The following is a 15,119-nucleotide window of genomic DNA, read 5'->3' as shown; positions in this document are numbered from 1 at the left end:
TACAAGGTAATTATGCCATCTTATTAAGTATTGTTTATTTTTAATACACCAAAAGCGTTTATGCCAACACCTAAATTTACACAAATAAAACAGTTTATTGTGGACAAAATACGCAGTGGGCTTTGGCTTGAAAACCAACGCGTGCCCTCAGAAAATGAACTGGCAAAGCAGTTTTCGGTAAGCAGAATGACCGCACGTCGAGCGTTAAGTGAGCTAACTGATACAGGCATTTTAACCCGTAGCCAAGGGCTAGGTACGTTTGTAGCAAGCTTCAAATCACAGTCGTCATTACTTGAAATTAAAAACATCGCCAATGAAGTAAAAGAGCGAAACGGAAACTACAGCTGCACAGTGCAAGTATTAGAATCGATTAATGCCGTGGCGCCAATTGCAATTGCTTTAGGTGTGGAGGTAGATAGCGTGGTGTACCGAAGTGTCATTATTCATAACGAAAACGACAGCCCCTTACAAGTCGAAGAGCGCTTTGTAAATCCGCCCCTTGCAAAAGATTATTTACAACAAGATTTTACCGCCCTTACCCCACACGAATACTTATCAACAGTTGCCCCTTTAACACAAGCAAGGCACACGGTAGAGGCTATTACACCAAGCAGTGAAATGTGCCAATGGCTTAACTTATATAATGAAGAGCCCTGTTTACAAGTAATACGCCGTACTTGGTCGGTAAACGGAATTGTAAGCTTTGCACGACTTATATCGCCGGGCAGTAAGTATCGCTTAGGCGGACAATTAACATTTAAAAATAATAATAAAAGCGCATAACGCTTAACACTATTTAACAGGAGTGAAAAATGAATCATCGACTGGACACACAGCGCACAATACGCGCGCAACATGGTAATCAAATAACCACAAAAAGCTGGCAAACTGAAGCAGCTAAACGCATGCTAATGAATAATTTAGACCCTGATGTTGCCGAGCACCCTCAAGCTTTGGTGGTGTATGGCGGGATTGGCCGTGCTGCGCGTGACTGGCCAAGCTATGACAAAATAATTGAAACGCTTGAACGCCTAGAAGATGACGAAACCCTATTAGTGCAATCTGGCAAACCGGTGGGTGTATTTAAAACTCATAGCAATGCACCGCGGGTATTAATTGCAAATTCTAACCTTGTTCCGCACTGGGCAAACTGGGAGCACTTTAACGAGTTAGATAAAAAAGGCTTGATGATGTACGGTCAAATGACCGCTGGCTCTTGGATTTATATTGGTTCTCAAGGGATTGTTCAAGGCACTTACGAAACCTTTGTGGCTATGGCAAAACAACATTTTGCTGATAATGCTAAAGGTAAGTGGGTATTAACGGGTGGCCTTGGAGGTATGGGGGGGGCGCAACCATTAGCGGCTACTATGGCAGGCTTTAGTGCCTTGGTGGTGGAATGTGATGAAAGCCGTATCGATTTTCGGATAAAAACAGGATATGTCGATGTAAAAGCCACAGATCTTGAGCATGCACTAAAATTAATAACAGATGCTTGCATAAAAGGTGAAGCGCTTTCTGTTGGTTTACTAGGTAATGCCGCCGATGTGTTTAGTACCTTAGTAAAAAGTGGGGTGACCCCCGATATAGTTACCGATCAAACCTCAGCTCATGATCCACTTAACGGTTACCTGCCACAAGATTGGAGTATGGAATACGCAGCTAAAATGCGAATCGATAACCCACAAGCAGTTGTAAAAGCGGCTAAACAGTCAATGGCAGTCCAAGTAAAGGCGATGCTGGCATTACAAAAAGCGGGGGCAGCGACTACCGACTATGGCAATAATATTCGTCAAATGGCGCTAGAAGAAGGCGTGAGTAATGCATTTGATTTCCCTGGGTTTGTGCCTGCGTATATTCGTCCATTATTTTGTGAAGGTATTGGCCCGTTTAGGTGGGTAGCGCTATCTGGCGATCCTGAAGATATTTATAAAACCGATGCAAAAGTAAAAGAGCTAATTCCAGATGATAAACATCTTCATAATTGGCTTGATATGGCGCGTGAGCGAATTCAATTTCAAGGCTTACCTGCACGTATTTGTTGGGTAGGTTTAAAAGACAGAGCGCGCCTAGCTGTTGCCTTTAACGATATGGTTAAAAGCGGTGAGCTTAAAGCGCCGGTAGTTATTGGACGAGATCATCTCGATTCAGGCTCAGTTGCCAGTCCTAACCGTGAAACTGAAAGTATGAAAGATGGCTCTGACGCGGTCTCCGATTGGCCACTATTAAATGCCCTGCTTAATACCGCAGGCGGTGCTACTTGGGTATCGCTTCACCATGGCGGTGGTGTAGGCATGGGGTTTAGCCAGCACTCAGGCGTAGTGATTGTTGCCGATGGTACCGATGAAGCAGAACAGCGTCTTGCTCGAGTATTATGGAACGATCCCGCCACCGGTGTAATGCGCCATGCTGATGCGGGTTATGAAATTGCAAAAAACTGCGCGCAACAGCAGCAGCTAGACTTACCAATGCTTAATGAGGACAAGTCATGATTTCATATACACTCAAACCGGGTCAGCTTGATTTAAACACGCTAAGAAAAATTAACAAATCAGCCATACACTTAACTCTGGCCAATGATGCACAGGCGCAAATAGCAGCCAGTGCCCAAACAGTACAAAACGTGATAAACGAGCATCGCACTGTATATGGTATTAATACCGGCTTTGGGTTATTGGCCAATACTAAAATCGCTGACGATGAACTCGAACTATTACAACGTAGTATCGTGCTTTCACACGCCGCAGGTATTGGTGAGTTAATGGATGACAGCACCGTTAGATTGATGATCACGCTAAAAATAAACTCTTTATCGCGCGGTTATTCTGGTATTCGCTTAGCTGTGCTTGAGTTTTTTATGCAGCTGCTTAAAAGTGAAGTTTACCCTTGCGTGCCTAAAAAGGGCTCAGTGGGTGCATCGGGCGATTTAGCACCGCTTGCGCATATGTGTTTGCCTTTATTAGGTGAGGGTAAAATGCGTTATCAAGGTGAGCTGATAAGCGCTACACAAGGGCTAAAAATTGCAGGTCTTGAGCCACTAACATTAGCTGCAAAAGAAGGGTTAGCCTTATTGAATGGCACCCAAGCATCCACTGCATTTGCACTACAAGGCTTATTTAGAGCCGAAGACTTGTACGCACAAAGCTGTGTTATTGGCTCTATCAGTATAGAAGCGGCCATGGGCAGTCGCGCGCCATTTGATGCGCGTATTCATTACATTCGTGGTCAGCAAGGGCAAATAGATACGGCTCACGTATTTAGAGAATTACTCGATACCCACTCACAAATTAGTGACTCACATATTAATTGTGAAAAAGTACAAGACCCATATTGCCTGCGCTGCCAGCCGCAAGTTCTTGGTGCATGTTTAACCCAAATACGTCAAGCCGCCGAAGTACTACTGTGTGAATCAAACGGAGTAACCGATAACCCTCTCGTATTCGCCGATGTAGGGGATATTATTTCAGGCGGAAACTTTCATGCTGAGCCCGTTGCTATGGCCGCTGATAACCTGGCGATTGCTATTGCTGAAATTGGCGCCTTAGCTGAGCGACGTATTGCCCTACTGATTGACTCTAATTTATCAAAATTACCGCCATTTTTAGTAAAAAACGGCGGGGTAAATTCAGGATTTATGATTGCTCAAGTCACCGCTGCTGCACTGGCCTCTGAAAACAAATCCTTAGCACACCCAGCTTCGGTAGATAGCTTACCGACTTCAGCTAATCAGGAAGACCATGTTTCCATGGCAACGTTTGCAGCACGACGACTGGTTGATATGGCTAATAATACGCAGGGCGTACTAGCCATAGAATGGCTAAGTGCTGCCCAAGGGCTTGAATTTAGAGCACCACTACGCGCGTGTGATAAAGTAGAAAGTGCCAAAGCACTGCTACGCCAACATGTTAGCTATTACGACAAAGACCGGTATTTTGCTCCCGATATTGAAGCGGCCAACACGCTACTAAGTGAAGGTAAGTTGTGTGACTTCATAAGCCACTCCCCCTTACCTTCTTATTAAATACCATACTGATAACTAAAACCCAACGCTTCTATCGCTGAGCCAATAACTTTGCGCTCAGCGACTTCATCACTACTAAAACTTGGCATTTGTGTGCCATACAGCTCACACTTTTTTGCATAATAATCTGCTTTGCTCGGGTGCGCAGGGTTAACTACATTATAAATACTTTGCCCTTGTGACCAATTGTTGAGTACCGCATAAATGGCATTGATCACATCTTGTTGATGCACCATGTTCACCACTTGCTGACTAGAGGTGTTGAGCTCTTTACCTGCCACAAAACGACCCGGCTCTCTGTTTGGCCCCAACAATCCGGCTAATCTTAGAACTTTACCTTGCTGTTCAAGTACTTGCTCTTCAGCATCATAGAGGTTTATTTGTCGCTCGTTAGTGCCAGATATATCGCTACTTTCACTATAAACGCCAGGTTCTTGGTCATATACCCCAGTCGATGAGCACAATAAAAAACCTTTGCAATTAAGTTCAGTTGCCAGCTTTAACCCCTGCTCCAGCACTTGAGAATAATCACTTTCGCTGTCACGACTGCGCGGAGGTATAGCACACACCCAGTACGCGTTTTGTAAATCCACTTGGTGCTGCAGCTCGCCGTTTTGTAGAACAAACTGACGCTCAAAATCAAATTGATGAGTGTCACTTCGATGAGTTCCTTGCACTTGCCAACCTTGTTTTTGTGCATCAATACATAAGGCTTGGCCAAGCCAACCAGCGCCAAGGACTACTAAGTTATCTTTGTTGGTTTGCACTTTATTACCCTTTTATTAAACTCAATCAACGTGTTATATAGCAATAAAAAAGATGACTAACTCTATGCTACTAAAAATAATATTAGCAAACGCTGGTTACAGAAGATATTAACATACACCTTTTTTACGATTAACAACCTCTTTAATGATAAGGCTTCCGTGCATACATATCTGCCGATAAACCGCATGACTTAAGTGACCTACCGAGATTAATTAATAAAATTATTGCTCAATTTAAGGATTAAAAAACGATAGCGACAAACAAGGCATTTAAGGGTGAAATTTAAGCGCTTTGCTCTTGTTTTTAATTTATTCAACACCATATCTTTAAAGCATTTCTAATCAACTTTAGCTACATAATGCTATTTTTATGAGCGAGATCTCATTTTTCTGTTTTAAATGAAGATCTTTTTATTGAGGTAGTTTGATGTTTAGCAGAGTCTGGTATAGTAGCGCAGGTAATAAACAGTGCTTTTTAAGCAGCTTAATACAAAATTGCTAATTAATGTGTCCTAAAGGTTAATTCAAAGAATACATTAATTATCAATTGTAAAAAATGGGTTAGCCGATGCACGGCTAGCAAAAAAACACATTGTAACGGTTTTATCATGATATCTAATTTATTTACCAAGATTTTTGGTAGTCGCAATGACCGCACTATTAAAAACCTAAGAAAGACGGTCGCACTGATCAATGCACTTGAAACGCAACTAGAAGCGCTTTCAGATGAAGATTTAAAAGCTAAAACAGCTGAGTTTAGAGAACGTTACGATAACGGACAAAGCCTAAGCGATATTCTACCAGAAGCATTTGCTGTGGTACGTGAGGCGTCAAAGCGTGTAAACGGTATGCGTCACTTCGACGTGCAATTATTAGGTGGTATGGTTTTACAACAAGGCCGTATTGCAGAAATGCGTACTGGTGAAGGTAAAACCCTAACCGCGACACTTCCAGCATATTTAAATGGCTTAACAGGTAAAGGTGTTCATGTCATTACCGTAAATGACTACTTGGCTAAGCGTGATGCTGAAACCAATCGCCCATTATTTGAATTTTTAGGGTTAACCGTAGGCTGTAATGTTCCGGGCATGATGCCACAACAGAAAAAACAAGCTTATGCAGCTGACATCACTTACGGTACCAATAACGAATTTGGTTTTGATTACCTGCGTGACAACATGGCATTTAGTATTGATGAGCGCGTACAACGCCCATTATTTTATGCTGTAGTGGATGAAGTGGATTCAATCCTTATTGATGAAGCACGTACGCCACTGATTATTTCTGGTCCCGCTGAAGATAGCTCTGAGCTATACACTGAAATTAATACCATTGTTCCTCTACTTGAATTACAAGAAAAAGAAGACGAGGAAGGAATTGAAGGCGATGGCGATTTCACCATCGATGAAAAATCTAAGCAAGTTCATCTTACTGAGCGTGGGCAAATAAAAGTAGAAGAGTTACTTACCGAGCGCGGCCTAATTGAAGAAGGTGACTCACTGTATTCAGCAGCGAGCATCACGCTACTTAGCCACGTTTATGCAGCTCTTCGTGCGCATAAGCTTTACCAAAAAGATGTTGACTACGTTATTAAAGAAAACGAAGTTATCATTATTGATGAACACACGGGTCGTTCAATGGAAGGGCGTCGTTGGTCAGAAGGTTTACACCAAGCTGTAGAGGCAAAAGAAGGTGTGAAAATTCAAAACGAGAACCAAACATTAGCCTCTATTACGTTCCAAAATTACTTCCGCTTGTACGAAACGCTAGCAGGTATGACAGGCACAGCCGACACAGAAGCGTTTGAGTTTCAGTCTATCTACGGTTTAGACACTGTGGTTATGCCAACCAATAAACCAATGATCCGCGATGATCGCGCTGATTTAGTTTACTTAACGCAAGAAGAAAAGTACGAAGCGATTTTAGCAGACATTAAAGACTGTCAAGAACGTGGTCAGCCGGTACTTGTAGGTACTATCTCAATTGAAAGCTCTGAGTACTTATCGCAGTTTTTACGCAAAGAAAAAATTAAGCACAACGTACTTAATGCTAAATTCCACGCACAAGAAGCAGACATTGTTTCTGATGCGGGCTTACCAGGCACAGTCACCATTGCCACCAACATGGCCGGTCGTGGTACCGATATTGTACTTGGTGGTAATTGGAACAGCGAAGTTGAAAAACTTGAGAACCCAACTGACGAACAAATTGCTGAAATAAAAGCAGCATGGAAAATTCGTCATGATGCGGTAATTGATGCTGGCGGCTTACACATTATTGGTACTGAGCGTCATGAATCACGTCGTATTGATAACCAATTACGTGGTCGTTCTGGCCGTCAAGGTGATGCCGGTTCAAGCCGTTTCTACCTATCGATGGACGATGCGTTAATGCGTATTTTTGCTGGTGAGCGCATGACTAATATGATGCGTAAACTAGGTATGCAACGCGGCGAAGCGATTGAACATCCATGGGTTAACCGCGCAATCGAAAACGCTCAGCGTAAAGTAGAAGCACGTAACTTTGATGTGCGTAAACAGCTACTTGAGTACGATGATGTAGCAAACGACCAACGTCGTGTTGTTTACTCTCAACGTAATGAATTGCTTGAAGAAGGTGATATTTCAGAAACGATTACTGCTATCCGTGGTGATGTGCTCGCTGGTGTGATTGATCAATACATTGCTCCACAAAGCTTGGCTGAAATGTGGGATATACCAGGACTTGAAGAACGCTTAAAACAAGACTTCTTAATTGAGTTACCAATTACTCAGTGGTTAGCTGATGACAATAAACTGTACGAAGAAAAACTGCGTGAGCGTATTGAAGAAGCGGTTGAACAAGCTTACAAGCAAAAAGAAGAAATGGTTGGCGATTCTGTACTACGTCAGTTTGAAAAAGCCATTATGCTTCAAAGTCTTGACCAACATTGGAAAGACCATCTTGCTGCAATGGATCACTTACGCCAAGGTATTCACTTACGTGGTTATGCACAAAAGAATCCTAAGCAAGAATACAAACGTGAGTCGTTTGAATTGTTCTCTGAAATGCTAGAAAACTTAAAAGTCGATGTCGTCGGTATTTTAAGTAAAGTGCAAGTTCGCGCTGAAGAAGATGTTGAAAAAGTAGAAGAGCAACACCGTAAAAGTGAAAATGCCCCTCGCGAATATCAACATGAAGAAGCAGAGCACGTAGGTGGTGAAGCACCACAAAGCGCTCAGGTTATGGCGCGTAGCGAGCCAAAAGTGGGTCGTAACGATCCATGTCCATGTGGTTCAGGTCAAAAATACAAACAATGTTGTGGTAAATTAAAATAACACCACTTTGTTAAGTTAGATAAAAAGCGACGCTTGCGTCGCTTTTTTTATGCTATTTAAGGGAGAGATAATGACTAAAGTAATCATCAATGTTGCTGTGGGTGTAATTAAAAAAAACAACAATGTGTTTATTTGTAAACGTGCAGATGAACAGCACCAAGGCGGCTTATGGGAATTTCCAGGCGGAAAAGTTGAAGCCGGAGAAAGTGTTTTTCAAGCACTGAAGCGCGAATTATTTGAAGAAGTAGGACTGACTATTCATAGCTCAAGCGAACTTGTCACTATAGAGCACGACTATGGCGATAAATGCGTACGACTTAATGTACACGTGGTCAGTAACTTTAATGGTCAAGCTCATGGCGCAGAAGGGCAACCAAGCGAATGGGTAAGTATAGACGAACTAGATAACTATGATTTTCCTGCAGCCAATGTCGAGATTATCAGCGCCATAAAAACGAAATATAGCTAGTTTTATCATCAGGTATAAAAGTAACTAAAAAGCCAGTGAGCATCATGCTCACTGGCTTTTTATTTTGCGATTAGTGGGGCTAACCGCTTAAGCTAATTTCAGCTTAAATTACCAAATTTTTACGCGATCTTCAGGCTTGATATACATTTTATCGCCCTCTTTAACATCAAACGCTTGGTAAAATTCCGGCATGTTCGACAAAATACCAATCACGCGATAATGACTCGGTGAATGTGAATCGGTCATTAAACGATTGCGCAATGCTTCATCACGGTATTTACGACGCCAAATTTGCGACCAGCCCATAAAGAAGCGTTGGTCGCCCGTATAGCCTTCAATAATGGGCGCTTTAGAATCACCCAGCGATAATTGATACGCTTTATAAGCGACGGTTAAGCCGCCTAAATCACCAATGTTTTCACCCAGTGTCAGCTCACCATTAACGCTGGCATCTTCAAACGGTTTATATTGATTATACTGCGCAACTAAGGCAGCACTTCGCTGTTCAAACTGCTTAAGGTCTGACTCGCTCCACCAATTACGTAAATTGCCATCACCGTCGTATTTTGCACCTTGGTCGTCAAAGCCATGGCCTAACTCATGGCCAATAACCGCACCAATAGCACCATAGTTAACCGCATCATCTGCTTCTAAATTAAAGAAAGGAGGCTGTAGAATCGCCGCAGGGAATACTATTTCGTTATTCACTGGGTTGTAGTAAGCATTCACTGTTTGTGGCGTCATATGCCACTCAGAGCGATCAACTGGCTTACCTAATTTAGCAATCATATCTGCATAAGCCCACTCACTGTAGCGAATATAGTTACCTACTAGTTCATCGGGGTTAATCGCTAAATCTGAATAATCTTTCCATTTATCTGGGTAACCAATTTTAGGCGTAAACTTATTCAGCTTTTCTTGCGCCGCAACTTTTGTTTCAGGGCTCATCCACTCAAGGTTTTCAATTGCCACTGAATAGCCTTTAATCACGTTATCAACTAATTCTTCCATGCGCGCTTTCGCTTCTGGCGGGAAGTTTTCTTTAACGTAAACTTTACCTAAAATTTCACCCAGTACACTGTTTGATGCATCAACGGCTTGCTTCCAAAGTGGCGCTTGCTCTTCAACACCGCGTAACGTGGTGCTGTAAAAATTAAATTTTAAATCCACTAAATCTTTATTTAGCAACTGCGCGTAATTACTAACGAAATGGAATTTTAAGTAGTTTTGCCAAACCGTTAAGTCTGTATTTTTGAAAATGTCTGCAAATTTTTCAAAGTAACTCGGTTGGCTCACAATCAGTTCTTCGGCATCAACACCAACTGCTTCAAAGTAAGCACTTAAATCAAATTCACCCATTAGCTCGTTAGCGGCAGCAACACTCATTTTATTATAAGATTTTGTTGCATCACGACTTTGTACTCGGCTCCACTGTGCATCAGCAAGTGTCGTTTCAAGGGCAAGTATCGCTTTGGCTGCATCAGCGGCATTTTTAACGCCAGCTTTAGCTAAAATATCGGTGATATAGGTTTGATAAGCCGCGCGAATTTTTGTGAATTTTTCATCATCTTTTAAATAATAATCACGGTCAGGTAAACCAAGTCCCGCTTGATAGGCATAAAGCGCATTTTCACTTGAGTTTTTAGCGTCATTATTAACATACCAGCCAAAAGGAAGATCTCCGCCTTTAACTTGTAGCTGTGCCATCAGTGTGACCAACGCGGCTTTATCTTTCACTGTATCAATGCTTTTAATAGCCGGCTCAAGTGGTAACATCCCTAACTCTTCACGAGCATTTTCAGCCATGTAGCTAGTATAAAATGCGCCGATCTTATATTCATCCGAACCTGGCTTTGCGCTGCTATTGGTACTGGCATTTTCTAGTACTGTTTTCATTGCTTTTTGCGATTCATCATATAACTGTGAGAACGACCCATAGTTTGACTTATCGCCAGGGATTTCAGTTTTTTCTAACCATTGACCATTTACGTGATAGTAAAAATCATCCTGTGCACGAACACTTTCATCGATATTTTGTAAATCAACACCTAAGGCACGAGGGGTTGCCACCGGTGCGGTTACTGTTGTTGCTTCTGCTTGCATTTCTTGTGGCTTTTCGCCGCAACCAACCAAACCTAACGCCAATGCAATACTGGCGGCAGTCATTGTTATTTGTTTCATAATAATTCCGTATATTAATTAGAATAAATACGCATTTCATTAAGATTTGATAACTCAAAAAAACAACAATAGGATGCAGTCTATTATCTGCTTAATGAAATACGCATCAGCTACAACCTAATTTAGGAAGTACTAACTAAGCATCATAAACCTGATTTAAATAACAATAAAATCGAATATGTAACAAAGTATTTTAAAGCCAGTAAAACAAACCGAGGAAGGAGCTAAATGGTATTTAACTAAGGTTTATTTTTACCATGTAAAGCTAAGCGCTGAAGCTTTTCTTTTAATGACGGTGGAGCAGAATCGGCGATAGCATTTAAATAATCAGCCGTTTGTTCACTCATTTTAAGGGAGTTCGTTGGTTTGCCATCAGCCGCTTTAGGTCGGGTGCTTAATCGTTGAGTTGCCTGTGGATTGGCGGTAATTTTTATTTGCCCAAGCTCAGCCATACCTGCAGCTCTAAAATGCGATTGCATGTCCATTTTTAAATAATTAAGCCTAAGCGCAATAGGTGCAGAGACGGCTTCTATCATTAAGGTGCCATCGCGGTAATTACTCACTCGGCACTTTTCACCTAACTTGGGGCCTAAAAAATCGCGCAACAATTGTTGCTGTGTATCCAGTGCTCGGCTTTTTCCCGCATAGGCTGCTAAACGGTTGTTCAGTCCTGCCATAATATCGGTTAACGGTTTTGGCGCATATCTATCTTTAGCCATATCACACCTTAAAAACATCAAAAGAAGGTTTGCTTAAATTAAGTTTAATTTAAGCAAACAAAGTGGGGTTATACCAATTCGCTGAATTAAGTATTATTGCGAATGGGTATTAAGCACCCGCCACTTGCATTTGTTCAATCAGCACTGAGCCCGTTTGAATCCCACCGCGACGCTCTATGTCGCCACCTATAGCGGAAATACCTTTGAACATATCTTTTAAATTACCAGCAATCGTAATTTCGCTTACTGGGTATTGTATTTCCCCATTTTCAATCCAAAAACCAGCCGCACCGCGAGAGTAGTCACCCGTTACGGTATTCACACCCTGCCCCATCAGTTCCGTAACTAATAAGCCCGTACCCATGGTTTTTAATAATGCAGTTAAATCTTGATGCGTTTGCTCTACTAACCAATTATGAATACCGCCAGCATGCCCGGTTGGGGTCATATTCATTTTACGTGCTGCATAGCTTGCTAATAAATACGTTTGCAGCTCGCCGCCGTGAATTATTTCTCTGTCGAGAGTTTTAACCCCTTCACTATCAAATGGCGATGACGCTAAGCCTTTAAGTAAATGCGGACGCTCTGAAATATTAACCGTTTTACTAAATACCTGTGTGCCTAAGCTATCAAGTAAAAAGCTGGATTTACGATACAGTGCGCCACCACCAATTGCTGATACTAAATGGCCAAACAATGAATTAGCAATATCAGCTCTAAAAATAACCGGCACTTTCATGGTGCCTAGTTTTTGGCTGTCTAGTTTTGCTAGGGTTTCTGCCGCGGCTTCAAGTCCAACACTTGCAGCATCTTTTAACCCCGCTTGATCGCGAGAAATCGTGTAGGCTGAGTCGCGCTGCATATGCTCGCCCTCTTTACCTATCACCATAGTGCTAATGCTGTGACGGGTTCGAGGGAAGCCTGCAATTAAACCATGGCTATTACCATACACTCGCAAACCTTGATGCGATGAAAAGCTAGCGCCATCTGAATTCACTATTCGCTCATCGGCGTTTAATGCGGCTTGCTCTGCGGCATGACATAAATCAATCCCTTGCTCTGGGCTTACATCCCAAGGATGAAACAAGTCTAAATCTTTAGGGGCAAACTCAAGCAGTTCTTTATCAGCAATGCCATTACATGGATCGTCTGAGGTGAATTTAGCAATATCGATGGCTTTTTCGACCACAGCACGTAATGTTTTAGGATTTAAATCAGCCGTTGATGCCGAGCCTTTGTTATTGCCAACATACACGCTAATACCTAAACCACCGTCTTGGTTAAACTCAATGGTTTCTACCTCACCCATACGCGTACTTACCGACAGCCCCGAAGTGCTCGACATAGCAGCTTCTGCAGCTGTAGCGCCTAGTTTTTTAGCATGTTCAAGTACTTCTGATACAGCGTCTTTTACTTGAGAGATTTGCGAATAAATTGGATCTTGGTGTTGGCTTTTCATAAATTCTGTCCTGAGCCCTGAAGGCCATATTGCACACATTTTTTATATTTAAATGCTAACACACTCACTGCACCACATCAGCTAATATTAATCACTAAAAGAATCGCGTATAATAGATGAAGTTATTTTTATTTAAGAGCACCCCATGGCGAAGAAAAAAGGCAAGCCTGCTGAAATTGAAGAAGAAATTATATATGTATCAAAAAGTGAACTTAAGCGCGAAGCGCAAGAGTTTCATCAGTTAGGATCTGAAATTGCCAAAATGGGTAAAAAGCAGCGCGAACGCTTGCCGCTCAATGATGACTTAAAAGAAGCAATGGTGGTTGCTGATAAAATTAGTAATAAAAGTGATGCCTACCGCCGCCACTTAAATTACATCGCAAAAACTCTTCGTACTGTAGAAAATATTGAAGATATTAAAGCGATTATTGATGTCATGCTTAATAAAAATAACCAAGCTGAGGTTATGATCAAAAAAATTGAGCAACTGCGCAGTGATTTAATTGAACAAGGCGATGACTTAATCAACGAAACAATTGAACAATACCCTGCGCTTGAGCGCCAAAAAATGCGCCAAATGGTGCGTAATGCCGCCAAAGAAGTAAAAGCTGAAAAACCAGCGAGAGGCTACAAAGAGTTATTTCAGTATTTAAAAGACGCCATAATGTAACGCAGCCGCGTTATATATTAAAAAGGTGCTGCGGCACCTTTTTTTGTTGTAGATCAAAACCTCCTCCCCTTTGCTTTTTTACAATACGCAGCAACTTAAAAGATAAGGTGCGCGTGATGATTAAACTTCCTCAATGGGATCAAACTTTAATAAACAAATATAATGTATCGGGCCCGCGTTACACGTCTTACCCGACCGCACTTTCGTTAGCTGATGGTTATCAGCAACAAGATTTGATTAGCGCTATTGAATCATCGCAAACCCGTTCGTTGTCTTTATATATTCATATTCCTTTTTGTAGTCAGCTTTGTTATTACTGTGGCTGTAATAAAGTCATTACTCGCCACCAATCTAAAGCCGATACCTACCTAGACTTTTTAGCTAAAGAAATTGCAGCACAAGCGCCGCTGTTTCAAGATTATCGGGTTGAGCAATTACATTTGGGGGGCGGCACACCAACTTTTTTAACCGCAGCGCAAATGACGCGCTTAGTAAAGCTGCTAGAGCAACACTTTAACTTTAGCGATACCTGCGAGCGCGGTATCGAAATCGACCCTCGCTCACTGGCTGACAATATGCTGGTTGATTTAAGCGAGTTGGGGTTTAATCGTGTGTCATTTGGTATTCAAGATTTTAATGATCAGGTTCAGCTGGCTGTTAATCGCCCTCAGCATGTTGATGAGGTAAAGCAATTAATTACCCAAGCAAAACAGTTGGGCTTTAAATCAATTAATGCTGATATGATTTATGGCCTGCCACTACAAACACCTGAGAGCTTTACGCAAACGATTGAGCAACTTATTGCCTTAAACCCTGACCGCGTTTCAGTATTTAACTACGCTCATTTACCAGAACGTTTTGCCGCCCAACGTAAAATTAAAGACGCCGATTTACCCAGTGCGCATAATAAGCTCACCATGTTTAAAAATACCCTAGAGCAAATGACGCAGGCGGGCTATCAATTTATAGGTATGGATCACTTTGCAAAAGTTGATAATGAGTTAGCTATTGCACAAAATACTGGTCAGCTGCATCGTAATTTTCAAGGCTACACCACTCATGGCGAGTGCGACTTATTGGGCTTAGGTGTCTCGTCTATTTCGCAAATAGGCACGGCCATATTACAAAACAAAAAAGAGTTAAAACATTATTATCAAGCAGTTGACGAGCAAGCAGGCAGTGCCATTAATAAAGGCATGCATTTAACCCAAGATGATCTTATTCGCGCCGATGCGATTAAGCAGCTTATTTGCCAGTTTGAGCTTAATATGACTACCTTCGCTCATAAATATAAAATTAGTTTTAATGACTATTTTAAAGATGCCTTAGAGGCACTCGCACCATTAATTGCCGATGAAATGGTAACAATAGAAAACAACCTAATTAGCATAACACCAAAAGGGAATTTATTTATTCGTATTATTTGTATGTGCTTTGATGCGCATTTACAAAAACAAATAAATGCCACTCGCTTCTCACGCGTTATATAATTTAAAACTAGCACGCATAAAAAAAG

At 41.7% G+C, this 15,119-nt stretch carries 11 protein-coding genes; 7 read left to right on the top strand and 4 right to left on the bottom strand.

Annotated features, from left to right (window positions below; all coding sequences use genetic code 11):
- Window positions 1-60 precede the first annotated feature (60 nt).
- From hutC to hutH, 3 genes are read left to right on the top strand one after another with little or no spacing between them, the layout of a single operon-like run.
- On the top strand, window positions 61-783 hold the full coding sequence (gene hutC, locus ACTRWE_RS03475; protein WP_411738137.1) for a histidine utilization repressor: 723 nt from the start codon (window positions 61-63) through the stop codon (window positions 781-783).
- A gap of 29 nt (window positions 784-812) precedes the next feature.
- Entirely contained in the window at window positions 813-2,492 is a 1,680-nt protein-coding gene (gene hutU, locus ACTRWE_RS03470; protein ID WP_411738138.1) for a urocanate hydratase, read from the top strand.
- Window positions 2,489-4,021: a histidine ammonia-lyase gene (gene hutH / locus ACTRWE_RS03465; RefSeq protein WP_411738139.1), complete on the top strand. Its 1,533-nt coding sequence runs from the start codon at window positions 2,489-2,491 to the stop codon at window positions 4,019-4,021. The genes hutU and hutH overlap by 4 nt, the downstream gene beginning before the upstream one ends.
- Here the strand turns inward: hutH and ACTRWE_RS03460 are convergent.
- Window positions 4,018-4,788 (bottom strand): Rossmann-fold NAD(P)-binding domain-containing protein, encoded by a 771-nt coding sequence (locus tag ACTRWE_RS03460; RefSeq protein ID WP_411738140.1) that lies wholly within the window; start codon window positions 4,786-4,788, stop codon window positions 4,018-4,020. The genes hutH and ACTRWE_RS03460 overlap by 4 nt on opposite strands.
- 608 nt (window positions 4,789-5,396) lie before the next feature.
- On the opposite strand from ACTRWE_RS03460, the gene secA reads away from it, so the two are divergent.
- Both secA and mutT read left to right on the top strand, forming a co-directional pair.
- Window positions 5,397-8,105: a preprotein translocase subunit SecA gene (gene secA / locus ACTRWE_RS03455; protein ID WP_462879498.1), complete on the top strand. Its 2,709-nt coding sequence runs from the start codon at window positions 5,397-5,399 to the stop codon at window positions 8,103-8,105.
- A gap of 70 nt (window positions 8,106-8,175) precedes the next feature.
- On the top strand, window positions 8,176-8,574 hold the full coding sequence (gene mutT / locus ACTRWE_RS03450) for an 8-oxo-dGTP diphosphatase MutT (protein ID WP_016899312.1): 399 nt from the start codon (window positions 8,176-8,178) through the stop codon (window positions 8,572-8,574).
- A 108-nt stretch (window positions 8,575-8,682) separates the two neighbouring features.
- Here the strand turns inward: mutT and ACTRWE_RS03445 are convergent, their stop codons facing one another.
- From ACTRWE_RS03445 to pmbA, 3 genes are all read right to left on the bottom strand, one after another.
- The gene (locus tag ACTRWE_RS03445) at window positions 8,683-10,755 is read right to left on the bottom strand and encodes a M13 family metallopeptidase (RefSeq protein WP_462879497.1); all 2,073 of its coding nucleotides are present in this window, start codon (window positions 10,753-10,755) and stop codon (window positions 8,683-8,685) included.
- A 239-nt stretch (window positions 10,756-10,994) separates the two neighbouring features.
- On the bottom strand, window positions 10,995-11,474 hold the full coding sequence (locus tag ACTRWE_RS03440) for a DciA family protein (protein WP_462879496.1): 480 nt from the start codon (window positions 11,472-11,474) through the stop codon (window positions 10,995-10,997).
- Between the two features lie 109 nt (window positions 11,475-11,583).
- Window positions 11,584-12,933: a metalloprotease PmbA gene (pmbA, locus tag ACTRWE_RS03435; RefSeq protein ID WP_462879495.1), complete on the bottom strand. Its 1,350-nt coding sequence runs from the start codon at window positions 12,931-12,933 to the stop codon at window positions 11,584-11,586.
- Between the two features lie 145 nt (window positions 12,934-13,078).
- On the opposite strand from pmbA, the gene yjgA reads away from it, so the two are divergent.
- Both yjgA and hemN read left to right on the top strand, forming a co-directional pair.
- A complete protein-coding gene (yjgA, locus tag ACTRWE_RS03430; protein ID WP_462879494.1) occupies window positions 13,079-13,603 on the top strand; it encodes a ribosome biogenesis factor YjgA in 525 nt (174 codons plus the stop codon).
- A gap of 116 nt (window positions 13,604-13,719) precedes the next feature.
- Window positions 13,720-15,093, top strand: coding sequence for an oxygen-independent coproporphyrinogen III oxidase (gene hemN, locus ACTRWE_RS03425; RefSeq protein WP_462879493.1), 1,374 nt, complete (start codon window positions 13,720-13,722; stop codon window positions 15,091-15,093).
- The last annotated feature ends 26 nt before the right edge of the window (window positions 15,094-15,119 follow it).

Source organism: Pseudoalteromonas sp. G5_S1_54_S4, from assembly GCF_054968565.1.
The sequence above is the reverse complement of the archived record's forward strand: the minus strand, read 5'-3'. Positions and strand labels throughout refer to the sequence as shown.

Excerpts from the sequence above, each read along its gene's own strand:
- hutC (WP_411738137.1), top strand. The coding sequence starts at position 61 with ATGCCAACACCTAAATTTACACAAATAAAACAGTTTATTGTGGACAAA.
- hutU (WP_411738138.1), top strand. The coding sequence starts at position 813 with ATGAATCATCGACTGGACACACAGCGCACAATACGCGCGCAACATGGT.
- hutH (WP_411738139.1), top strand. The coding sequence starts at position 2,489 with ATGATTTCATATACACTCAAACCGGGTCAGCTTGATTTAAACACGCTA.
- secA (WP_462879498.1), top strand. The coding sequence starts at position 5,397 with ATGATATCTAATTTATTTACCAAGATTTTTGGTAGTCGCAATGACCGC.
- mutT (WP_016899312.1), top strand. The coding sequence starts at position 8,176 with ATGACTAAAGTAATCATCAATGTTGCTGTGGGTGTAATTAAAAAAAAC.
- ACTRWE_RS03445 (WP_462879497.1), bottom strand. The coding sequence starts at position 10,755 with ATGAAACAAATAACAATGACTGCCGCCAGTATTGCATTGGCGTTAGGT.
- ACTRWE_RS03440 (WP_462879496.1), bottom strand. The coding sequence starts at position 11,474 with ATGGCTAAAGATAGATATGCGCCAAAACCGTTAACCGATATTATGGCA.
- pmbA (WP_462879495.1), bottom strand. The coding sequence starts at position 12,933 with ATGAAAAGCCAACACCAAGATCCAATTTATTCGCAAATCTCTCAAGTA.
- yjgA (WP_462879494.1), top strand. The coding sequence starts at position 13,079 with ATGGCGAAGAAAAAAGGCAAGCCTGCTGAAATTGAAGAAGAAATTATA.
- hemN (WP_462879493.1), top strand. The coding sequence starts at position 13,720 with ATGATTAAACTTCCTCAATGGGATCAAACTTTAATAAACAAATATAAT.